This window comes from Streptococcus sp. HMSC062D07 (assembly GCF_001814215.1).
GTDB classification, from domain to species: domain Bacteria; phylum Bacillota; class Bacilli; order Lactobacillales; family Streptococcaceae; genus Streptococcus; species Streptococcus infantis_I.
The window spans coordinates 110,391-131,579 of the sequence record NZ_KV815325.1 but is presented as its reverse complement, the minus strand read 5'-3'; the positions used below and the strand labels follow the sequence as shown (position 1 = coordinate 131,579).

Here is a 21,189-nt window from a genome sequence, read left to right as displayed (position 1 = left end):
AGCATTAAATCACTTACAATATTTTTTTCAATGCTAATTTTTCAAACCAGATACTTAAAAAACTTAACGTTATTTTCATGAATCAAACTTTTTGTTCGGATAAAGTATCTTAAGTACAATTTTATCAAATTTTCTGAAATTTTCAACTATTTTTAGTAATATTCCCATATTTTTTATTAGGACAAATTTATATAGAAAAAAACTCAAGATTAATCTTGAGTTTTATTTTTTTTAAACTAAAACATTCATAACTGCAACGCTCACATTATCAAGAGTGTTTTCTTGGTTTGAACGACTATTTGTTACCAACATTTCTAGATTTCCAGCATTTTCATAATAGAAAGATGCACCTTTGGCATTAAATACAACCAAGAAATGTTCTTTAGTTCCCTGAATCTCATAGACAATCCAGCCACTATTTTCAATAGCTGTGTGAACAAAGACGTGACGGTATACTTCCTCGTATGTAGGATATGAAAAGGCACTAGTCTTTGTTTTAAGACCTATAATCTGACGAATAAATTCAATGCTTTCTTGACGCTCATTAATTAAGTTCCAGTCTACCTGGTTAACAGCGTCTGGAGCATTGTAACTGTTCATAGCGCGTTCGCGATCATCATGAGTCAACTCACAGTTTTCACCTGTAGGAACCAGTTTGGTACGTCCAAACTCTTGACCAAGTTCCATAAAGGAGATACCTTGCATGAGTAGATTCATTGCAGTTGCTGTTTCTACCTTTTTCATAATACTTGCTTGGTCTTCTGTTGGATGAAGTGTCGCTAATAAATCATGCAAGTTATAGTTATCATGGGCTTCTACATAGTTGACAACCTGGTTAGGGCTTAGATAAGAGCCTAGTTCACGACTACCAAGGATAGCTTTGGCAACAATTGGTTCAGTGGCAGCACCACTTACGAAGCCTGATTTGATATCACCGTAAACTTCAGCACCCTTAATCGCATTACGTTGATCATCATTGAAGAAGCCAATATTAGGTAACTGATAGGCATTGTCTTTCTTAGCTTTATCATAAGGAGCAAGACCAGTTCCCATATCCCACCCTTCTCCATAAAGGATGATTTTAGGATCGACTTCATCCATAGCCCAACGAATCATTTGCATCGTTTTAACGTCATGAATTCCCATCAAGTCAAAGCGGAAACCATCAATATTAAATTCATTTACCCAATAAAGAAGGGAATCAATCATGTACTTACGGAACATTTCGTGCTCACTAGCAGTCTCATTTCCTACACCAGTACCATTTTGATAACTTCCATCGCGGTTCATTCGGTAATAATAGTCTGGAACGGTTGTTTGGAATGGGGCATCAACAGTTGAAAACGTATGGTTGTATACCACATCCATGATAACGCCGATTCCAGCATCATGATAAGCTTGAATCATCGTCTTCAAATCGCGGATAACTTGACCTGGATCATTTGGATTCGTAGACATGCTGGTTTCTGGTGCATTGTAGTTTTGTGGATCGTAACCCCAGTTGTAGGTCACATTTCCATCTGCATCATACTCTTTGTGACGATCAGCAATTGGTTGCAGTTGAACATAGTTAACACCAAGTTCCTTGATGTAGTCAAATGCAGTAGACTGACCGAAGTGATTGACTGTTCCAGTCTGGGCAGCACCCAAGAATGTTCCTCTTAATTCTGGAGCAACACCAGAAGTTTCAGACTTGGTCAAGTCACGAATATGCATTTCGTAAACAACCGCTTGACAAGAATTTTCCAATCGCCAAGTTGCTTCCGTTCCATTCTTAACCTCAAAACCTTCAACTTGACGTTCTTTCTCTGAAAGAATCGCTGAACGTTTACCATCTGGACTTGTAGCAATGGTATATGGATCACGTGTCAATGATTGATGATGTGGAAAATTAATCTGATATTGATAGGCACGACCAGCAAGACTTTCAGGAACTGTCAAATTCCAAACGCCAATTGTATTATCCTTGTGACTATATGAATAACTGTTACCACGTTGCATTTCATAAGTATTTAGGATAGCCGCATCATTACTTGCTGATTCATAAACTACAACTTGTACAGTTGCTGCTGTTGGTGACCAAAGTTTAAAGCTTGTTTCTTCTTCGGAAACCTGGCATCCCAACTCTCCTTGGTAACCCCAGTGGTGATCAAAACTAGCACTGTTAATCGCTTTATCAAAAGCAAATGGATTTTGATCTTTATAGTGTGGACTTGCAATGGCCGGGTTTTCAGAATAATAAACGGTGGCATCTCCATCTAAAATCCAAACTTCTGTTAGGAGTGGATAATGATTGAATCGGATAGGATATTCTTTGCTTACTCCATCTTTATCAACTGTAAACACCATTTGTTCAAGAGGTGTTTCACTTGATTGGGTAAATGAAAACTTATCTCCAAAGTATTCTTGCTCTTTAACAAATTCTACTGAATCAGCTGGCCATTTACTAAAGTTGCAACTCTGATATGCTTCATCCTTACGATGATAATGAATAAGTACAGGATAATTGTACATAGTTCTCCCTAATTTCTAATTGCTAAATTTATATAGTAACATTTCTTGATTAACTTATTCGAATAGAACCAAGAAATGATAGCTGATTATTCTAAACTGTGTATACCTTACAAACTCTCAAGCCAAGCTTCATCACGAATCTCAATTCCCAACTCTTGTGCTTTTTGGAGTTTGCTGCCTGCATCTACTCCTGCCACAACAAGGTCAGTCTTCTTCGATACGCTACCCGTTACCTTGGCACCAAGATTTTCGAGCTTACTTTTGGCTTCCGAGCGAGTAAGACGTTCAAGTTTCCCTGTCAATACGACAGTTAGACCTGATAAGGCAGCATCTGCTGCAACGACCTGTCCTTTATAGTCTAGATTAACACCTGATTCTTTTAATTCTCTTAAAAGAATTTTAGAACCTTCTGTAGCAAAATAAGTCTGTAGACTTTGAGCAATAACACTTCCGAGACTTTCGATGCTTGCTACTTCTTCAGGATTTGCTTGAGCAAGTGACTCGATTGAATGGAAATGTTGTAAGAGTAACTGACTTGCCTTGCTTCCAACATGACGAATCCCTAAACCAAACAAAAGTTTTTCAGCAGAATTTTCTTTAGAAGCTTGAATAGCCTGATAAAGCTTTTGAGCTGATTTCTCCTTGATGCCGTCTAACAAGAGAAAATCTTCAACTGTCAAACGATATATATCTGCAACATCTTTAACTAAATTGGCGGCAAATAATTTTTCTACGATTGATGGACCAAGGCCAGAAATATTCATGGCGTCACGGGATGCAAAGTGAATCAACCCTTCCTTAATCTGAGCAGGACATCGAGGATTGATACAACGAAGAGCAACCTCATCTTCAAAGTGTAACAGCTTGCTCTCACAACTTGGACAATTTGTTGGAATGTCGAGTTTTTCTTCAGATATACGCTTGGATTCTACTACACGTAAAACAGCTGGAATGATATCCCCTGCCTTATAAACAATCACTGTATCATCCTTGCGGATATCCTTTTCAGCGATATAGTCTACATTATGAAGCGTTGCACGACTAACTGTTGTACCTGCCAATTTCACCGGAGTAAGATTAGCAGTCGGAGTTACGACACCAGTTCTTCCTACTGTCCAGTCAACAGAAAGCAATTTTGCTTCTTTTTCTTCTGCAGGGAACTTATAAGCGACTGCCCACTTAGGCGCTTTAACTGTAAAACCAAGTTGCTCTTGACCAGCTAGGTCGTTGACCTTAATAACAACACCATCAATATCATAAGGCAACTGATCTCTTTCTTGACCAATTTCTTGGATAAACTGCCATACCTCATCCATGCTGTGCGCTAATAGTCGTCTAGGGTTAACCACAAAGCCTAACTGTTCCAGATGATTTAAAACCTTCTCTTGGCTGTCTCTAGTTGAAGGACTTGCTTCCTGATAGAGGAAAGTTGCAAGATTACGCTTAGCTACTACTCCAGTGTCTAACTGGCGAAGGGTTCCTGCAGCTGCATTTCGTGGATTAGCAAACTCCGACTCCCCATTTTCTTGACGAGCAAGATTGACTTGATTGAAAGAAGCTCTTGGCATATAACATTCACCACGAACAGTGATATCTAATTTCTCTGTTAAGGATAAAGGAATGTCCTTGACACGTTTGAGATTTTCTGTGATATTCTCACCGACAGAACCATCACCACGAGTCGCTCCAGCAACAAAAATTCCTTGCTCATAAGTCAAGGAAATCGATAAACCATCAATTTTCAACTCACAGATATAAGTAACGTCATCCAATTCTTTACGAACACGCGCATCAAAGGCATCGAGCTCTTCACGAGAAAAAGCATCCTGCAAACTATAGAGAGGATACTGATGACTATATTTTTCAAAACCATCTAGAATCTTACCGCCAACACGGTGGGTTGGACTATCTGGCAAGACTTGCTCTGGGTGAGCTTTTTCTAACTCTACCAGTTCACGATAGAGACGATCATACTCACTATCAGATACAGATGGGTTATCACTTGTATAATACTCTGTCGCATAGCGATTGAGCAACTCAACGAGCTCTTTCATTCTTTCATTCATAGAACCATTTTACCATAAAAAGGACTATAGAAACAATACAGAAGCTCTAAAAAAACAAAATGAGAAGGATATTTCTATCCTTCTCATTTATTTTTATTTTTTACGATTCAAAATAGCGTTCAAAATGATGGCCACTGTACTTGCAATGACGATACCATTTGAGAAGAACATTTGTAATTCTGTTGGTAGAGTATTGAAGAGGTTGCTTCCGTTTAATCCAACCCCAGCAGCAATAGAAATTGCTGCAATGAGGAAATTGTGTTCATTATGTTCGAAATCCACACGTGCCAAGATTTGCATCCCTTGTAGAGAAACAAAACCAAACATGACGAGCATGGCTCCACCAAGAACTGGACTTGGGATAATCTGTGCCAAGGCACCAAACTTAGGCAAGAGACCAAGTAAGATGAGGAAACCACCAGCGTAGTAAATCGGTAAACGGGTACGAATACCTGAAAGTTTCACCAAACCTACGTTTTGTGAAAATCCTGTATAAGGGAAGGTATTGAAAAGTCCACCAAGTAAAACAGCAAGACCTTCAGCACGATAACCATTACGGAGACGAGTGCTATCGATTGGATCTTTAGTAATATCAGAAAGGGCAAGATATACACCAGTTGATTCTACCATTGATACAGTAGCGATAATACACATCATTACAATAGAAGAAATCTCAAATTGTGGAGCACCAAAGTAGAATGGAGTTGGGATATGAACAAGTGGAGCTTCTGCTACTGGAGAGAAATCAACCAAGCCCATAGTCGCAGCGATGATAGTACCTGCAATCAAACCAATCAAAATAGAAATTGACTTAATAAAACCTTTTGTAAAGATATTAACCAAGAGAATGATAAGAATAGTGATTGTTGCTAATGCTAGACTTTGTCCCGTTGGTTTTTCGACGTTATTTCCCATATTTCCGATAGCTACTGGAATCAAGGTTAATCCGATTGTTGTAATGACAGAACCTGTTACGATTGAAGGGAACAGATTAGCAATCTTAGAAAATACACCTGCTACAAGAACGACATAAATACCAGAAGCAATCAAGGCACCAAACATAGCACCACTACCGTGACTTTGTCCAATCATAATAAGTGGAGCAACAGACTGAAAGGCCACACCCAGAACAACCGGTAAACCGACACCGAAATATTTATTTAATTGTAACTGCAATAGAGTTGCAACACCACACATAAAGATATCTGTAGAGATAAGGTATGTCAGTTGTTGAGGTGAGTAACCTAGGGCACCTGCAATCATGATTGGTACCAGGATTGAACCTGAGTACATAGCAAGTAAGTGTTGCAAGCCCAATACGGCCGCTTTTGAGTGGTTTTCTTTTTGATTCATTAGATTTCTGCCTCCTTGAAGATAACTCTTCCATTTTCAAAACGCTCTAAACGAGCAAGTGATACTACCTGATGACCTGATTTTTCTAACAGTTCACGACCATCTTGGAATGATTTTTCAATTACAATCCCGACGGCCTCGACTGTAGCACCAGCTTGTTCGATAATCTGAATCAAACCTTTAGCTGCTTGACCATTAGCCAAGAAATCATCAATAATTAATACTTTATCTCCTGGAGATAAGAACTTCCCTGCAATGGATACGGTACTAGTAACTTGCTTAGTGAAAGAATAAACCTCAGCAGTCAAAATTCCTTCATTCATGGTAATATTTTTTGCCTTCTTAGCAAAAATCATAGGTACATCTAATTGTTCTGCAACATATAGAGCTGGAGCAATTCCAGATGCTTCAATGGTTACGACTTTGGTAATACCTGCATTTTTAAAATATTCTGCAAAGGTGCGGCCAATCTCGCGCATTAACTTATAATCAACTTGGTGAGTTAAGAAAGAATCCACCTTAAGAATATTCTCACCTAGAATATTCCCATCTTTTAAAATACGTTCCTCTAGTAATTTCACAATAACCTCCGAAATAAAAAGGGACTTACATAGTAAGCCCCTTAGAAAGATTGAAACAGATATTCCTGCTTCTTTAATCTCTCTTCGACTTACTCATTGTTAGGTATTTACGGTACCTTGTAGAAACGCCACGCCAATTCGCGACATAAATAAGTAATCATATTTTTAGTGAGCATCTCCATTCCAGATAGAGTTCTTCACAATCACATAATCCACATGTCTAAGATCAGCTACCTTTCGACCTCCAGCATAAGAAATCGAACTTTGCAAATCTTGTTCCATTTCAGTTAGGGTATCTTGTAAATGTCCTTTGGCAGGAAGAAGAATTTTCTTACCTTCGACATTCTTATAGGCACCTTTTTGGTATTCTGAAGCGGAACCATAGTATTCTTTAAATTGTTTCCCATCGACTTCGACAGTTTTACCAGGGCTTTCGATATGGCCTGCAAATAAAGAACCAATCATAACCATACTTGCACCAAAGCGGATTGACTTGGCAATATCTCCGTGTGTACGGATACCACCATCGGCAATAATCGGTTTACGCGCAGCCTTAGCACACCAGCGAAGAGCTGCTAACTGCCAACCACCAGTACCAAAACCAGTTTTAACCTTAGTAATACATACTTTACCTGGACCGATCCCGACCTTAGTAGCGTCTGCTCCAGCATTTTCAAGTTCACGAACTGCCTCGGGAGTACCAACGTTACCGGCGATGACAAAGGTATCTGGCAATTCTTTCTTAATGTGCTGAATCATTGAAATCACGCTGTCGGCATGTCCATGAGCAATATCAATAGTGATGTACTCTGGAGCATCTTCCTTTAATTGACTAACAAAATCATATTCGTAATCTTTAACACCAACAGAGATAGATGCAATCAACCCTTTTTCATGCATGCGTTTCACAAAAGGAATGCGTCCAGCTTCATCGAAGCGATGCATGATATAGAAATAACCACCTTTTGCAAGTTGTTCTGCAACATCTTCATCCAAGATAGTTTGCATATTAGAAGGAACAACTGGTAATTTAAAGGTGTGCTTCCCTAGTGTTACTTGTGTGTCAGCTTCTGCACGACTTTTAAGAACACACTTATTAGGAATTAGCTGAATATCTTCATAGTCAAAAATCGGAAATTCGTTTAACATTTCGATGTCTCGTTTCTTTTATAATGACCTACCTATGCTTTCGCATCACCACGTCTTTTCCGACGTTTCCTTTAAAGATTATAAACTAAGGTAAAGTTTTTGTCAAACATTTTGAAACATTAAAATTATTATGTTCGGATTTTACTCGTTATTTCACAAAAAATAGAGAGTTTATAGACTCTCTAATTTATGTTTAGTCTTAATAATACTCCCCTTGACGGTAGTCCCATGAGTTAAAGGTTTCTGACAGATGCATCATGATTTTATCGATGTCAAGTCCTTTACGAATCACAACTGGTGCTGGTGAAGTTGAACGTGCTCCACCTTGTTCTGGAATGAGCTTGCCGTCTTTATCAACCATAGACACCATCACACCTTGCTCGTAGCGAGTTTCAACTGTTTTGTCTGGCTGGATTGAAGCAACATAGTCGTCTGCTTCGATGACAAGATCCACTGCTCCTTCGATACGCTCCCCAATTCCTTCCACTTTACCACGATTTCCTTTTCCAGAAGGGTTTGCAGATGAAGCGTAGACCATTTTCCCTTCTTCCCAAAGTTTGGCAGCTAATTGTTCACCAGCTTTACCAAACTTGATGACAAAACAGCTAGTACCACGAACGTCTGTCATGAGTTCTTCACGTCCATCACCGTATGCTTTCAATTTTTCAAAAGCTTCTGGTTTCCAAGGAAGAATACAACCAAGGAGAATATCTTCGTCCCAATGTTTTTGATAGAAAGCTTCGATTTCAGGATTTAGCTGTGCTAAAGCGCATAGCTCGTCCATGCTACCACAGAGGACAACACCTGGTTTGTTACGGTTACGTTCTTTGGCTTCAAACTTACGCTCAAGTCCAGCCTTGTCACTAGTCATGATAATGTAACCGACTTTAGTAGGACAAACGATACATCCGCCCTCACCTTTTAAAATGTCGTAGCCTTCTTGTGAAAGTGTTCCGTCCCATTGAATGTGTTTTGTCATAGTTCTATTTCCTTTTCTATATTTTTTCTAATCCTGCCAGTAGGCTGGGCGTTGTTTTTCATAAGCAGCAATTAAATCTTCGTACTGCATGGTAATACCGATATCATCCAAACCATTTAAGAGCTTGTGTTTCCATTCGTTATCAATTTCGAAAGTGAATTCCCCAACTGGTGAGATGATTGTTTGTTGTTCCAAGTCAACCGTCACTTGATCAGTTGGTTGGAGCTGGGCGAGTTTTTCTCTAACTTCCCTTGGTTGAACAATTGGCAACATGCCATTATTGAGTTCATTATTGTAATGAATGTCACCGAAAGATCCTGCAATTACGACCTTAAAACCATAATCTGCTAATGCCCAAGCTGCGTGCTCCCTCGAAGAACCAGCCCCGAAGTTATCTCCCGTGATAAGGATAGTAGCCTTACGGTAGTCTGGCCGATTAAAGACAAAATCTGGATCCTCAGTGTAGTTATCATCCAGATAACGCCAAGCATACATGAGGTACTTACCAAAGCCTTTCTTGTCAATCAACTTCAGAAACTGTTTGGGAAGAATTTGGTCGGTGTCGATGTTATCATTCATGAGAGGAACGGTTGTTCCTGTATAAACTGTAAATTTCTCCATATCCTCTCCTTACTGAGCTTCTGGCATTTGCCGTACATCTACGAATCGCCCTGCGATTGCTGCCGCAGCTGCCATAGCTGGACTACAGAGATGAGTCTTAGCACCAAAGCCCTGTCGATCTTCAAAGTTACGGTTGCTAGTTGAGGCACAATGAACACCATCTGGTACTTTATCAGGATTCATCCCGAGGCACATGGAGCAGCCTGGGTCTCTCCATTCAAAACCAGCATCTAGAAAAACCTTGTCCAAGCCCAACTTCTCAGCAGCTCGCTTGACTGGTCGAGAACCAGGTACCACAATAGCTGTTAAGTTAGGGGCGATCTTCTTCCCTTCTACAAAGCGAGCCGCCAGTTGCAAATCACTAAGTCTAGCGTTGGTACAAGAACCAATAAAGACATAGCCTAGTTGGATTTCTGCTGGTTTTTGACCTGGTTGCAAATCCATGTAATGATAGGCTCGTTCATCATTCATATCCGTAATTTCTGGGAAACTAGAATCAAAATCAACACCCATAGCAGGATTAGTACCCCAAGTCACCATAGGAGCTAATTCTGAGACATCCAAACGAATAACCTTATCATAAACGGCATCTTCATCACTAACCAGTCTTTTCCAATCAGATACTGCTGCAGCAAAATCCTTGGGAACACACTCTCGACCCTTCAAATAATCATAAGTCCTCTGATCTGGATTCATAATTCCCATTTTGGAACCAAATTCGATGGACATATTGCAGATAGTCATACGTTCTTCCATGCTAAGTGCATCAATGGCCTGACCTCGATACTCCACCACGTAGCCAACACCACAAGCGACACCGTACTTGGCAATCAAGGCTAGAATGAAATCTTTGGAATAAACCCCTTTTTGAGGAACTCCTGTGAATTCCACCAACATTTTCTTGGGTTTAACCTGCCAAATGGTTTGGGTTGCAAAGACATGTTCGACCTCACTGGTTCCAATACCGAAGGCAATCGCTCCAAAAGCTCCATGAGTTGCAGTATGGCTATCACCACAGACAATGAATTTCCCAGGTTGTGTTCTTCCTGTTTCTGGACCAACCATATGAACGATACCTTGCTTTTCTGAACCGTGGGCAGCATGTTCGATTCCAAACTCTTCAACATTTTCAGCTAACTTATCAATCTGTGCTTTGGAGATTACATCACGTATATCGTAGATATTAACTGTCGGAACATTGTGGTCAAAGGTTCCAAATGTCAAGTCTGGTCGTCTCAATCTGCGACCTGTATCTCGCAATCCTTGAAAAGCTTGAGGACTGGTCACTTCGTGAATATAGTGCTGATCTACATACATGAGTTGAGGCTGCCCTTCTTCTCCTGTAATCACATGGAGGTCCCATAATTTATCAAAAATCGATTTTCCTTCCATTCATTACCTCCATATCAAATACAAAATTACTAGTGTAGTCACTATCCCTAGGAACCAAACCGTTTTAAAATACCATTTTCTAGTCTTGTGGTGAAAGGTAACACCTGCCAACCAAGCACCAAAACCACCACATAAGAATGCAAATGATAATAAATATTTTTCCGGGATGCGCCAAGCACCTTTTCTTGCTTTGGATTTGTCAATACCATAAATCATAAATACCAATAGATTCCAAATCAAAATAGCAAAAGTAATTCCTTCATTTATCTTCATAGTCTTTCAATGATGGCTTCTGTCATTTCCTTGGTCGAAGCCTGTCCTCCTATATCTCTCGTTAAAATTCCGGCAGCTAAAGTTGCTTCAACTGCATCTTCGATACGCTTAGCATCCTCATATCGTCCAAAACTATCTCGCAACATCATAGCAACTGATAAAATCATAGAAATAGGATTGGCGATTCCTAGGCCTGCGATATCAGGCGCCGAACCATGAATGGGTTCATAGAGACTCGGTCCATTCTCAGAGTGACTGGCTGATGGCATAACCCCAAGTGTACCAGATAGAACACTTGATTCGTCTGAGAGGATATCTCCGAAAAGATTCTCTGTCACGATAACATCAAACTTGGCTGGATTGGTAATCATGAGCATAGCAGCTGAGTCGACCAACTGGTGCTCCAGGATTACATCTGGAAAATCTTTTGCGACTTCCTCAGCCACTCTTCGCCAAAGTTTTGATGTTGCCAAAACATTTTGCTTATCAATACTGGTTAGGATTTTTCTCCGACTTCTTGCTATTTCAAAAGCCTTACGAATAATACGCTCCACTTCCTCATAGGTATAGTCATTGATATCACGCGCTTTTCGGTCTTCAAGGATATGATCACCAAAGTAAATCCCACCTGTCAACTCACGTACTACAACAAAGTCAACACCAGCAATTCGTTCAGGTTTGAGAGGCGATAAGTGCTTAAGACTATCAAAAATTTTAACTGGACGAATATTGGCATAAAGATTAAGTTCCTTGCGGAGTGCCAAAAGCCCTTGTTCGGGTCGAACTGTAGCATTATCATACTGAGGACTACCGATTGCAGCAAGGAGAATAGCGTCCGCTTCCCTAGTAGCCTTGAGCGTTTCGTCTGGCAAGGGGTGTCCTGTAACATCAATACCTGCACCTCCAAAAGGTCTTCTATCTATCTCATAGTCAAAGCCTGTTTTTTCGGATATAGATGCTAGAACTTCTAAACCAGCTTCCATGATTTCTGGTCCAATCCCATCACCTGCTAGGGCAACAATTTTCTTTGTCATGGTATTCTCCTTTAAAGACTAGGCATGTCGCGATAGGAAACATTTGGACCTATCTCTCCGGTATTCTCTTTTTGAACAAAAGTATTGGCATTGATGTAAGCAATAGCTGAGGCCTTTAGTACATCAAAGTCAAGCCCTGCCGCGTTAAAGATGGTTTCTGTATCTTTGTTTTCAACAGTAACTAAGACTCTAGCCTGAGCATCGATTCCATCCGTTACCGCATCAATGGTGTAGGATACCAGGCGAACAGATTGATTAAAGAATTTGTCAACAGCGTTAAAGATAGCCTCAACAGAACCTTGTCCAGTCGCATTAAAGTCGACTTTCTCACCATCCAAATTAGCCAATCTGACAATCGCTTCAATTTCATTTTCTGCATGAGTTTGAAGTTGTAAATCATCAAAGTGAAAGCCTTCTGGGTTTTCAACCATGGTTCCAGCTACTAGAGCACGAATATCCGCGTCTGTGACTTCTTGTTTCTTATCTGCAAGTGATTTGAATTTGTCAAAGAGTGGCTTGATATCCTCTTCTGTGAAGTCTAAGGCCAGTTCTCTCAGTTTTTCTACAAAGGCATGGCGACCAGATAATTTTCCAAGCGGAAGACTATTACTTTTAACACCCACCAACTCTGGGGTGATGATTTCATAGGTAAGTGGGTTTTTAAGGACTCCGTCTTGGTGAATACCTGATTCATGAGAGAAGGCATTTCCACCGACAACTGCCTTATTTTTGGGAACTGGAATTCCTGAGAAGCGAGAGACCATTTCAGAAGTATTGATGGTTTCGTTAAGAACGATACTTGTCTCTGCTTGGTAATAATCTTGGCGAATATTGAGGGCTACTGCTATTTCTTCTAAAGCAGCATTTCCAGCTCGTTCTCCAATCCCGTTAATGGTTCCTTCTACACGTCCTGCACCATTCTTTACAGCAGCAAGGCTATTTGCTACTGCCATTCCGAGGTCATCATGACAGTGAGGAGAATAGATAATCTGACGATTAGTTTGGACATTATCAATCAGATATTTAAAGATACTTCCGTATTCCTCTGGAGTTGTAAAACCTACTGTATCAGGAATATTGATATAAGTCGCACCCGCATCAACCGCAGTTTGAACGACTTGTAGGAGAAAGTCCAGCTCAGTTCTAGTCGCATCTTCTGGAGAGAATTCTACTACTTCAAACTTACTCCGTGCATAGGAAACATGTTCACTGATCGCTTCCAAAATCTCTTCCTTACTCTTATTAAGCTTATACTTACGGTGAATCGGACTGGCAGCGATAAAGACGTGAATCTGAGGATACTTTGCATCTTTTAGTGCTTCATAACAAGCGTCAATGTCTGATTTAACAGAACGAGCTAAGCCTGTCACTGCTGTTTTTTTCATAGCCTTAGCAATTTCTTGAACAGCTGTAAATGAATCTGGACTAGCAGCTGGGAAACCAGCTTCGATTGCTGAAATACCCCATTTCTCAAGCTGTTTTGCTATAGCAACCTTTTCCTTTATTGAAAAATTGACACCTGGTGTCTGCTCACCATCTCGGAGACTGGTATCTAAAAACTCAACTACACGCATGAGAATTCTCCCTTCACATTTTCGATATAGAAAAAACATCTCGCTCGGAGTTCCAAGCGAGATGTTGATTTACTCCCGCTTGGTAAGCCAAACAGGACTAATGCTTTTGCACTAGTCCGAGTACCTCAACAACAAAGCAAATTGATTAAACTTAGCTGTTTTCATGTTTGGCTTTCTCCTTTGTTTGATGTCTTGTTTAGTATTCTAGCATAGGAAAAATCACTTGTCAAGAAAAAATCCAATATTTTCTGAAAATTTCTTCAATAAAGAATATTTTGCGAATTGAAAGTATTTGAAAACTCAAATATGTTTATTTATTTCTTAGAAGTCAAAAACCAACTTCTCTCAAATAATTCAAGCACCTTTTCGTCAGTTAGAGTGTCATCGAGTGGAATACTAATCCAATAGCGTTTATTCATATGAAAGGCTGGATAAATTCCGTTTTGTGAAAGCAAGTCAGCTACTTGGTCGTGTTTGAGGTTGACTACTTCCACTAGCCCTTCTCTCCCCTTATCTAGCCTATCCAAAGGAATTCTCATTAAAATAGCATACCACTTCTGGTTATCTTCATGGCGCAAAACAGCCGTATCAGGTGATTTCTCCCATAGATATTCCAGCTGATTGCCATACTTTGCTTGAACAAGCGCCATGATTCTCTTGGTCTGTGGACAGAGAAATTCCTCTACCTCAAAACAAGCCTTTCGAATGTCATAAAGAACTTCTAAACAAGCCTCTCGAACGCTTCCGACAAAAGTACCTCTCATACTTTCCATATGAACTTGAGGATAGAGGTCACCAGTCTCCTGGTCAAAGACTTGAAAGCTCACATTATCAGCAGTGATGGATACAGTCATGACAAAGTCACCTTGCAAAATCTGGCAACTATAGGTCCATACACCTTGTTTTTCTACAAATCCATACTCTTTAGCCTTTTTTCTATTAAATTGATAGGCTTTAAAAATTTCAAACATAAGCGAAAACTGCTACCAAAAGCTAGCAGTTCCTTTCTATTTTTTAAAAGACAACCTTTGTTCCATGTAATTGTGTCACACCTAATTGATCGATAAAGGTTTGACGGTTATCCATGTCAATCCCCCCACCAGGTAAAATTTCAATTTTTCCTGCAGCATGTTCTAGAATTCTATGATAGTGAGAAAAGCGTTTCTCTAACGAGTCGCCAGATACACCAGCTCGAGTGAGGATGCGTGTTACACCAGCCTGGCTAAGCCAATCAATAGCTTCTAACTGATCCTGTTCGCTCAATTCATCAAATGCCATATGGAAAACAATTTCCATACCTTTAGATGCAGCAACTAATTTTTCAAGATTGGCCTTGTCTAACTTCTTATCAGCAGTCAATGCACCAAAGACAACGCCTTGGCTTCCTGCTTGAGCAGTTAGAGCAATATCCTCAAGCATGATAGCAACTTCTAAATCATTGTAGACAAAATCACCACCACGCGGGCGAATCATAGTCATAATGGTCGTATCGTAGTCGGCCGCCAGTTCCACAGCTGCCTTTGTCACTCCGTAGCTTGGAGTTGTTCCACCAACTGCTAAATTATCACAGAGCTCAATACGGCGAGCTCCAGCTTGCATAGCCTTTTCAAGCAAGGTTACATTTTCAGCACAAAATTCGTAAATCATTTGATACTCCTTGAAGCTTTCTTTGATATTATTATATCATATTGTTTTAAGTAACCCCTACTTTTTATCAAGGAAAATCATGACTTTTTTAGCTATTCTTTATCTGGTATTACCTTAAAGAGATAATAGGTTATAAATACTGTTAAGCAGCCTAAAGCAATTTTTACAGGTAAGAGCGGAGCAAAATAAATCGAGATTCCCATCAAAATATAAATCGATACGATAATCTTTTTCTTTCGATCACGCGCAATAGATTTAGTTTCTCTAAAGTCCGCAACATAGGTTTGATAGAGCTTGGTATGATAGAGCCAATCTTCAAAACGTTTAGAAGATTTTGAAAAACAAGCAATTGACAACAAGAGAAAGGGTGTTGTCGGTAATAGTGGCAAGACAACTCCAACGATTGCCAAAGCTAAAGAAATGAATCCAATGCAAAGATAAATAATGCGCATATCTGCTCCTAAGTAAGAATAATCTTCTTCTAGTTAAGCATAAAAAGATAAAATCTGTCAAGTTTAAATTAAAAAGAGCTGAAATTATCATTTCAGCCCTAATTAATTTTATTTAATCTTTTCTTCTTCGTAGTCACCATTGCTACATACGATCTGTTTTCCGCCACCACGGATTTTTTTCTCCATGAGGAAATGACCACATTTAGGACAATCACGTCCAACAGGTTTATCCCAAGAAGTAAAATCACATTCTGGATAACGATTGCATCCATAGAAAATACGATTACGTTTGGTTTTACGTTCGATAATTTGCCCTTGATGACAATTTGGACATGTAACACCGACTTCTTTGACAATAGCTTGCGTATGTCGACAATCTGGAAAATTACTACATGCGTAAAACTTACCGAAGCGTCCAATCTTAATCACCATAGGACTGCCACAAACTTCACAGTCAAATCCAGCTGGCTCATCCTTAATTTGAATTTTTTCCATCTCTGCTTCAGCTTTTGCGACCTCTTTAGAGAATGGTTTGTAAAATTCATCAATAACCCGTTGCCACTCTTCTTTTCCGACCTCAACATCGTCCAGTTTACCTTCCATTTCAGCGGTAAATTTCACGTTAACAATGTCTGGGAAGTATTCAACAATCAGCTTGTTAACGACTTGACCTAGTTCAGTTGGTTCAAAGCGTTTAGATGCTAGTCTTACATAGTAACGTTTTTGGATTGTTTCAATGGTTGGAGCATAGGTAGATGGACGTCCAACTCCGTTTTCTTCCAAGGTCTTAATCAAAGTAGCCTCAGAATATCGTGCCGGTGGTTGTGTGAAATGTTGTTCAGGTTTGCTATTTACCTGTTTGACCACATCTCCTACTTCCATATCAGGCAGCATCTTATTTTTATCAGAATCGTTGTAAATGGCTAAATAACCATCAAACTTAACCTGACTACCATTCGCCGCGAATTGAACACCATTTTGCGAAAGTTTAACAGCCATGGTATCAAAAATTGCACCAGTCATTTGACTCGCTACAAAGCGGTTCCAGATAAGGGTATAAAGTTTTAGCTGATCTTTATCCAAATACTTAGCAATTTTCTCAGGTGTATTAAAGACACTTGAAGGACGAATAGCTTCGTGAGCGTCTTGAGCGCCAGAGGCATTTTTCACCTTGCTACCATGTTTAGAATACTTACTACCAAAACGTTCATTGATGTAACTTGCTGCTTCATTCTGAGCAACTGGACTGATACGAGTAGAATCCGTACGCATATAGGTGATCAAACCTTGGACACCTGTACCAATATTGATTCCTTCATAGAGTTGCTGAGCAACCATCATAGTCTTTCTAGTACGGAAATTAATCTTGTTAGCAGCATCCATCTGCATAGAAGACGTTGTATATGGAAGAGGAGCATTACGCTTTCTTTCCTTTTTATCTACTTGATCAACTGTAAAATCCTTGCTGTTCAAATGAGATAAAACTTTTTTGACTTCATCATTGGTAGTCAACTTCATCTTCTTGCTATTCATTCCATAAAAAGAAGCTTGGAATTGCTTGGTACCTTTTTTAAAGACACCATCAATCGTCCAATATTCTTCTGGTTGGAAGGCATTGATTTCATTTTCCCGATCAATGATTAGCTTAAGAGCAACAGACTGAACACGTCCTGCTGATAAGCCTTTTTTAACCTTTTTCCAAAGAATTGGTGAAATTGAATATCCCACTAAACGGTCTAAAACACGACGGGCTTGTTGGGCATCTACCAAATCCATATTGATTTTACGAGGTTCTTTAAAGGCATTTTTTACTGCATCTTTGGTAATCTCGTTGAAAACAACACGGTTGGTATCATTCTCGTCTAAATCCAAAATATGCGCTAAATGCCATGAAATAGCCTCCCCTTCCCGGTCCGGGTCACTTGCAAGAAAGACTTTATCAGCTTTCTTAGCTTCTTTTTTCAAATCATTGATGAGAGGACCTTTGCCACGAATATTGATATATTGCGGTTCGTAATTATTTTCCACGTCAACTGACATACTTGATTTTTTCAAATCACGAATATGTCCTACGCTGGCTAAAACCTTATAATTAAGTCCTAGATATTTTTCAATCGTTTTCGCCTTAGCAGGCGACTCTACGATTACAAGATTTTTTTTACTTGTTGATTTTTTCTTTTTGGTTGCCGTTACCACAGTATCACACCTTCTCAAAGTAATTAAACTTTATAAAGTGTAAACCATTTTTAAAAACCTGTCAAGACATAACACCCATATAATAGAAGAAAAGTTTGCTAAATGAAATCATTTCATTTATTAAAATTCAAATTCTGCTAGTATATCCTGCCCACATGTTGCCAACTTTGCTCCTTCTTGGATCAAATGGTGACAGCCGTCTGAGCGTCCATCTAAAATGGAACCCGGAATCGCAAAGACATCTCTACCTTCCTCCATTGCACGCTCACAAGTGATTAAGCTACCAGATCTCATTTTAGCTTCTGCAACGATGACTCCCCGACAGAACCCCGCAATAATTCGATTTCTGGCAGGAAAGTGATATTTCAAAGGTTCTTCTCCTGGTCCGTACTCGCTTAGAAGCAAATGATGTTCTCCAATATATTCTTGAAGGCGTTTATTGGAGCGTGGATAACAGACATCTAAACCAGTCCCAATAATGCCAATCGTTTTGCCCCCAGTTTGTAGAACAGACATGTGGGCTGCTGTATCAATTCCTCTAGCAAGTCCACTCACCACAACTAATTCATTTTCCAATTCTTCAATGATTTTACGGACTGATTTGGTTCCTATTTGACTACAAGAGCGACTACCTACAACTGCTATCTTGGGTAATTTCAAGAGATTTAAATCTCCTTTATAAAAAAGCAATACAGGTGCATCATAAATTTCACTGAGTGAAATCGGATAAACATCATCCAAAATTGAAAATGATGGGAACTTTTCAAAATCTTTCTTCAAGCGTTCCATGCTTTCAAAAGTCAGTTTATGATACCGCTCCATAAAAACGACTGGATTACGACACTCCGATGCTTCAGCGATTTTCTCTAAACTCAATTCCTGATCATAAATTTCTCCGTATTGAAGTACTTTCAGAACCTGCTGATTACTTAAACCTGCTTGCTTTAACTTATAAATCTCAAAATTATCAATCTTAATCTTCATTATTAACTCCTTGTCATCCTCTCTCTATTTATATATTCGTAGAAAAAGAAAAAAACTTCCAACAATTTTACTTGTTAGGAAGTTTCTATTTATCTTTGTTATGTTAGTAATCAGGTCGAAGGACTCCAGTGACAGTCGCCTTGGTTGCTTCGTAGTCTCCGTCAATAACAACCTTGATAATGCGTTTAGCATCCTCTTCAGGCGCAGGAACCAATGGGAGGCGAGTTGGACCAGCTTCAAATCCCATATAGTTGAGGACTGCCTTAACAGGTGCAGGACTTGGGTATGAGAAGAGAGCATTAACCTTGGGAATAAACTTACGTTGAATAGCAGCCGCTTTCTTCATATCACTATCTTTAATCGCAGTGAACATTTCATACATTTCATCACCATTGGTATGAGAAGCAACAGAGATAACCCCGTCAGCACCAAGGTTCATAGCATGGAAAGCATCTCCATCTTCACCAGTGTAGATCAAGAATTCTTCAGGTTTGTGCTCAATCAAATAAGCCATATTTGCAAGGCTAGTACATTCCTTAACACCAATGATATTTGGATGTTCCGCTAAGCGAAGCATGGTTTCTGGAGTCAATTCTACTACTACACGACCTGGAATATTATAGATAATAATGGGTAAATCAGAGGCATCTGCAATAGCTTTAAAGTGTTGATACATTCCTTCTTGAGATGGTTTATTGTAGTAAGGAACAATAGCAAGACCAGCCGCAAAGCCTCCAAATTCTGCTACTTCTTTGACGAACTCAATAGAGTCGCGTGTATCATTAGTACCAACACCAGCAATTAAAGGAACACGTCCATTAACAACCTTCTGAACAGCTGCAAATAGCTGTAACTCCTCATCGTGAGTAAGAGTCGGACTTTCAGCAGTCGTCCCAGCCATGAGAATACCATCAGTATGGTGTGCCAATAAATGTTCAATCAACTTTGGAATCGCGTCGAAATTTATTGACCCATCTTCATGAAAAGGGGTAATAAAAGCAGTGATAATTTTACAATCTTTTAAATCTTGATAAGACATAGAAAAAACCTTTCTCTATATAAGAAAGAGGCTGGGGCTTACTTGCCTTTGCCTCCTGTTCTGTACATAAAATAAGAGGAAGAAATCAAACACTTCGAGTTACTGATTTCTGTTTTGCTCCCTATTTCAATTCAAATTTTAATTCTGTAGTTGGACGAACCAAACCACGTTCATGAAGGGTTTCTGCAATTTGAACTGAGTTCCAAGCAGCACCCTTGAGAAGGTTATCAGATACCACCCACATATGAATACCTTTTTCAGCATCCAAGTCTTTACGGATACGTCCGACAAATGTATCGCGAGAACCAACCGCATTGATAGCTTGTGGATAGATTTGGTGAGCCACATCGTCTTCAAGAACTGCACCTGGAAAGGCAGCAATCGCAGCTTTTACTTCATCGATTGGAGCCACTTCTTTTGTTTCAATGTAAACAGACTCAGAGTGAGCTGACAAGACAGGAATACGCACGCAAGTTGCTGAAACGGCAATGCTATCGTCTTCCATGATTTTCTTAGTTTCGTTTGTCATCTTCATTTCTTCATAAGTGTAGTCATTATCAGTGAAGACGTCAATTTGAGGAAGGGCATTAAAAGCAATTGGATAATGTTTCTTATCGCCACCTGATGGCAAGATTTCCGCATGCAAATCACGTGGATTTACACCATCATTCAATACTTCACGCAATTCACGTTGTGTCTCAAGAATGGCTCCCATACCTGCACCTGAAACAGCTTGATAAGTTGAAACGATGATACGGTCTAAGCCCCATTTTTGACGAACTGGTTCAAGAGCTACCATCATTTGAATAGTTGAACAGTTAGGACATGAAATGATCCCGTTATGAGCATCAAGAGCATGGGCGTTTACTTCAGGAACAACCAATGGCACATCTGGATTTTGACGGAAATAAGAAGTGTTATCTACTACTACTGCCCCTGCTTTAACAGCATAAGGTGCGTATTTTGCAGAAGTTGAACCACCAGCTGAGAAGAGAGCAATATCAACTCCTTCAAAAGCTTCTTCTGTTGTTTCTTCAATAGTTACATCTTGACCCTTGAATTGCAAGACCTTTCCTGCAGAACGTGCAGACGCAAGGTAGCGAATCTTATCAATTGGAAGAGTTGATTCTTCCAACATTTTGATCATTTGAGCACCAACGGCACCTGTAGCACCAACAACAGCAACTGTATATCCCATAACAAACCTCTTTTGGAATTTTCTAAAAATTTCTATAATAGAAACATTATACTACTTTTTAGAAAAATTGAAAAGTCTTTACCTTATCTATTTTCTGAAATTGACAAGAAAAGGCGGTGGGACAGAAATCGATAGAC

General features: G+C 39.5%; 18 protein-coding genes and 1 riboswitch. All 18 genes read right to left on the bottom strand.

Going from position 1 to position 21,189, the window contains the following annotated elements:
- Positions 1-231 precede the first annotated feature (231 nt).
- The 18 genes from pulA to HMPREF2957_RS02710 all read right to left on the bottom strand — a co-directional run bounded on the left by pulA (position 232) and on the right by HMPREF2957_RS02710 (position 21,052).
- Positions 232-2,514 carry a type I pullulanase gene (gene pulA / locus HMPREF2957_RS02795; protein ID WP_070677335.1) on the bottom strand — a complete coding sequence of 761 codons (2,283 nt, stop codon included), beginning with the start codon at positions 2,512-2,514 and terminating at the stop codon, positions 232-234.
- 107 nt (positions 2,515-2,621) lie between these two features.
- The gene (gene ligA / locus HMPREF2957_RS02790) at positions 2,622-4,580 is read right to left on the bottom strand and encodes an NAD-dependent DNA ligase LigA (RefSeq protein ID WP_070677332.1); all 1,959 of its coding nucleotides are present in this window, start codon (positions 4,578-4,580) and stop codon (positions 2,622-2,624) included.
- 93 nt (positions 4,581-4,673) lie between these two features.
- Positions 4,674-5,933: a nucleobase:cation symporter-2 family protein gene (locus HMPREF2957_RS02785; protein WP_070677329.1), complete on the bottom strand. Its 1,260-nt coding sequence runs from the start codon at positions 5,931-5,933 to the stop codon at positions 4,674-4,676.
- Positions 5,933-6,514, bottom strand: coding sequence for a xanthine phosphoribosyltransferase (locus HMPREF2957_RS02780; protein ID WP_006151911.1), 582 nt, complete (start codon positions 6,512-6,514; stop codon positions 5,933-5,935). Before HMPREF2957_RS02780 ends, HMPREF2957_RS02785 begins: the two co-directional genes overlap by 1 nt.
- Positions 6,515-6,590: 76 nt before the next feature.
- A riboswitch (purine riboswitch) is annotated at positions 6,591-6,687 on the bottom strand.
- Positions 6,680-7,663 (bottom strand): GMP reductase, encoded by a 984-nt coding sequence (gene guaC / locus HMPREF2957_RS02775; RefSeq protein WP_070677326.1) that lies wholly within the window; start codon positions 7,661-7,663, stop codon positions 6,680-6,682. Its footprint overlaps the riboswitch before it by 8 nt.
- Before the next feature lie 199 nt (positions 7,664-7,862).
- Positions 7,863-8,642 carry an L-threonylcarbamoyladenylate synthase gene (locus tag HMPREF2957_RS02770; RefSeq protein WP_070677323.1) on the bottom strand — a complete coding sequence of 260 codons (780 nt, stop codon included), beginning with the start codon at positions 8,640-8,642 and terminating at the stop codon, positions 7,863-7,865.
- 27 nt (positions 8,643-8,669) lie between these two features.
- Complete coding sequence (gene leuD, locus HMPREF2957_RS02765; protein ID WP_070677321.1) at positions 8,670-9,263, bottom strand: 3-isopropylmalate dehydratase small subunit; 594 nt, start codon at positions 9,261-9,263, stop codon at positions 8,670-8,672.
- Positions 9,264-9,272: 9 nt separating this feature from the next.
- Positions 9,273-10,655, bottom strand: coding sequence for a 3-isopropylmalate dehydratase large subunit (gene leuC, locus HMPREF2957_RS02760; protein ID WP_070677318.1), 1,383 nt, complete (start codon positions 10,653-10,655; stop codon positions 9,273-9,275).
- A gap of 3 nt (positions 10,656-10,658) precedes the next feature.
- Positions 10,659-10,928, bottom strand: coding sequence for a DUF1294 domain-containing protein (locus HMPREF2957_RS02755; RefSeq protein WP_070677316.1), 270 nt, complete (start codon positions 10,926-10,928; stop codon positions 10,659-10,661).
- On the bottom strand, positions 10,925-11,962 hold the full coding sequence (leuB, locus tag HMPREF2957_RS02750) for a 3-isopropylmalate dehydrogenase (protein WP_070677312.1): 1,038 nt from the start codon (positions 11,960-11,962) through the stop codon (positions 10,925-10,927). The genes HMPREF2957_RS02755 and leuB overlap by 4 nt, the downstream gene beginning before the upstream one ends.
- Before the next feature lie 11 nt (positions 11,963-11,973).
- A complete protein-coding gene (locus tag HMPREF2957_RS02745; protein ID WP_070677309.1) occupies positions 11,974-13,536 on the bottom strand; it encodes a 2-isopropylmalate synthase in 1,563 nt (520 codons plus the stop codon).
- A 314-nt stretch (positions 13,537-13,850) separates the two neighbouring features.
- On the bottom strand, positions 13,851-14,507 hold the full coding sequence (locus tag HMPREF2957_RS02740; RefSeq protein WP_070677306.1) for an MmcQ/YjbR family DNA-binding protein: 657 nt from the start codon (positions 14,505-14,507) through the stop codon (positions 13,851-13,853).
- A gap of 43 nt (positions 14,508-14,550) precedes the next feature.
- A complete protein-coding gene (locus HMPREF2957_RS02735) occupies positions 14,551-15,183 on the bottom strand; it encodes a copper homeostasis protein CutC (protein ID WP_070677303.1) in 633 nt (210 codons plus the stop codon).
- A gap of 92 nt (positions 15,184-15,275) precedes the next feature.
- Entirely contained in the window at positions 15,276-15,635 is a 360-nt protein-coding gene (locus tag HMPREF2957_RS02730; protein WP_070677300.1) for a YbaN family protein, read from the bottom strand.
- Between the two features lie 108 nt (positions 15,636-15,743).
- Positions 15,744-17,831, bottom strand: coding sequence for a type I DNA topoisomerase (topA, locus tag HMPREF2957_RS02725; RefSeq protein WP_070677297.1), 2,088 nt, complete (start codon positions 17,829-17,831; stop codon positions 15,744-15,746).
- 120 nt (positions 17,832-17,951) lie between these two features.
- Positions 17,952-18,809 carry a DNA-processing protein DprA gene (dprA, locus tag HMPREF2957_RS02720; RefSeq protein WP_148131972.1) on the bottom strand — a complete coding sequence of 286 codons (858 nt, stop codon included), beginning with the start codon at positions 18,807-18,809 and terminating at the stop codon, positions 17,952-17,954.
- Positions 18,810-18,918: 109 nt separating this feature from the next.
- A complete protein-coding gene (dapA, locus tag HMPREF2957_RS02715; protein WP_070677291.1) occupies positions 18,919-19,854 on the bottom strand; it encodes a 4-hydroxy-tetrahydrodipicolinate synthase in 936 nt (311 codons plus the stop codon).
- Between the two features lie 121 nt (positions 19,855-19,975).
- Complete coding sequence (locus HMPREF2957_RS02710; protein ID WP_070677288.1) at positions 19,976-21,052, bottom strand: aspartate-semialdehyde dehydrogenase; 1,077 nt, start codon at positions 21,050-21,052, stop codon at positions 19,976-19,978.
- Positions 21,053-21,189 lie beyond the last annotated feature (137 nt).